Raw genomic sequence first — 2,480 nt, 5'->3', positions numbered from 1 at the left:
GAATTCCAGCTCCCCCGGTCGCGGGCCGCGAACGAGCGGCTGCACGCCGTGATCCCCGGGGGCGCGCACACCTACGCCAAGGGCGACGACCAGTACCCCGAGAACCTGGCCCCGGTCATCAGCCACGGCCGCGGCGCCCACGTGTGGGACGTCGACGGCAACCGCTACATCGAGTACGGCTCGGGCCTGCGGTCGGTCAGCCTCGGCCACGCCCACCCACGCGTGCTGGAGGCGGTGCGGCGGGAACTCGACCGCGGCAGCAACTTCGTGCGGCCGTCCATCGTGGAGGTCGAGGCCGCGGAACGCTTCCTGGCCACGGTGCCGACCGCCGAGATGGTGAAGTTCGCGAAGAACGGCTCCGACGCCACCACCGCCGCGGTGCGCCTCGCCCGCGCCGTCACCGGGCGCCCGCGGGTGGCCGTCTGCGGCGACCATCCGTTCTTCTCCGTCGACGACTGGTTCATCGGCACCACGCCGATGTCCGCCGGTATTCCGGCGGCGACCACCGAGCTCACCGTGGCGTTCCCTTACGGGGACCTGGCCGCCACGGAGGAGCTGCTGACCCGGTACCAGGACGAGGTCGCCTGCCTGATCCTCGAACCCGCCGGCCACACCGAGCCCCCGCCCGGGTACCTGGTCGGCCTGCGCGAACTGGCCGACCGGCACGGCTGCGTACTGATCTTCGATGAGATGATCACCGGCTTCCGCTGGTCCGAGGCGGGCGCCCAGGGCCTGTACGGAGTCGTCCCCGACCTCTCCACGTTCGGCAAGGCGCTGGGGAACGGATTCGCCGTCTCCGCGCTGGCCGGGCGCCGCGACCTGATGGAGCGGGGCGGACTGCGTCACTCCGGCGACCGGGTGTTCCTGCTGTCCACCACGCACGGTGCGGAGACGCACTCGCTGGCCGCCGCGATGGCCGTGCAGAGCACCTATGCCGAGGAGGGCGTCACCGCGCAACTGCACGCCCTCGGCGAGCGGTTGGCCGCCGGCGTCCGCGAGGCCGCGGCAGGCATGGGCGTCGGCGACCACATCGTCGTCCGGGGCCGGGCCAGCAACCTGGTCTTCGCCACCCTCGACGAGAACCGGCAGCCGTCGCAGGAGTACCGCACCCTGTTCCTGCGCCGACTCCTCGCGGGCGGGGTGCTGGCCCCGTCGTTCGTGGTGAGCAGCGCGCTCGACGACACCGACATCGACCACACCGTCGACGTGGTGGCCCAGGCATGTGCGGTGTACCGGAAGGCGCTGGACGCCGCCGACCCCAGCCCCTGGCTGGCGGGGCGGCCGGTGAAGCCTGTGTTCCGCCGCTTGGCGTGAAGTAGCGTCAGCTCACACGGGCGTCGGCCACCCGATCGACCAGCCACGCGGTCGCCGGTGTCACCGCCAGCGCGGTGCACCAGCCGCCGAGGACGTCGGTCGGGTAGTGCGCGCCCAGGGCGACCTGCGCCCAGCCCATCGCGGCGCCGGCGACCAGCGCCGCGGCGAGCACGAGTACCGTGCCGGCCGCCCTGCCGAGGCCGAGCCGGCCGGCCGCGAGCAGCGCCACCACGAGGGCGAGCGCAGCGAGGAAGGCGGTGTGCCCGCTCGGGTAGGACAGGTACGGGCCGTTGATGGTGCGCCCCACCAGGGGCTTGAGCAGCGTCGTCGTCCCCACGGTCATGCCGGTGCCGGCAACGACGAGCACCGCTGCACGGGGACGCCGAAGCAGCAGGCAGCCCGCCACGGTGGCCATGACCAGCATCGCCGCTCCTGCGGGCTCCCCCAAGTAGTCCACGGCCAGAGCGGCGTTCCGCCACGACGACGGCACACCGTCCACCGCCGGCTGGATCCACACGTCCACGCTGCCGGGCTCGCTGTGGCCGGCGTACAGGGCCCCGAGCACGACGGCCACCAGCGCGGCGAGGGTCGCGATCAGCCCGAGCCACACGCGCAGCAACGGGGGCAGCACCGCGGGCGCCGGCTGGGCCGGGCCGACTTCCAGATCCGCTCCGGCCAGGCGATCCAACGCGAGCCCCCGTCATGTCCGACCCCACCCTCGAGCGACCACAACTACCCCGCGGACACCCGCTCCTCGCCGTCAGCCTAACCAACATCAGGAGCGGACCGACTCGGCCTCAGAACGGAAGAAGGCGTCTGACCCGGGTTCGCCCGGGTCAGACGCCTTCTGGGAGCGTCCGGCACTCCGCCCTCCGGGCGGTCTACGGCGCGATCTCGAACGTAGGCGGCTGGAGACCTGCCGGACCGAGGGGTCTGCCGGGGGGACGTCCCAGGCGCGGCAGTCCTGGTGGAGCCAGGTGAGAAACGCGCCGGGGCCGCCGGCGAGCCACGCAAGGTGCCGACGCTGATGGTCCGTCCGCCGCGGTGGGCCCGGCTCTCGGGCACCTCCAGGACCCCGCACCGGCCGGGAATCGGGTCGGGCGCGTTCGGGCAGGGACCCGGCACGAACCGCGCCGGATCCCCCGGATGGGGCCCGGTGAGCGGGG

The 2,480-nt window shown here is 73.5% G+C and carries 2 protein-coding genes; one reads left to right on the top strand and one right to left on the bottom strand.

Annotated features, from left to right (window positions below):
* Positions 1–1,314, top strand: a 1,314-nt coding sequence (locus tag VIU94_RS36545) for a glutamate-1-semialdehyde 2,1-aminomutase (RefSeq protein WP_331918506.1), incomplete at its 5' end; no start/stop codon positions are given.
* A gap of 7 nt (positions 1,315–1,321) precedes the next feature.
* On the opposite strand, the gene VIU94_RS36540 is transcribed toward VIU94_RS36545, so the two are convergent.
* Positions 1,322–2,002 (bottom strand): phosphatase PAP2 family protein, encoded by a 681-nt coding sequence (locus VIU94_RS36540; RefSeq protein ID WP_331918504.1) that lies wholly within the window; start codon positions 2,000–2,002, stop codon positions 1,322–1,324.
* Positions 2,003–2,480: the final 478 nt, after the last annotated feature.

It is taken from the genome of Streptomyces sp., from assembly GCF_036566765.1.
Lineage (GTDB): Bacteria > Actinomycetota > Actinomycetes > Streptomycetales > Streptomycetaceae > Streptomyces.
This window is presented reverse-complemented; position numbering and strand designations above follow the sequence as displayed.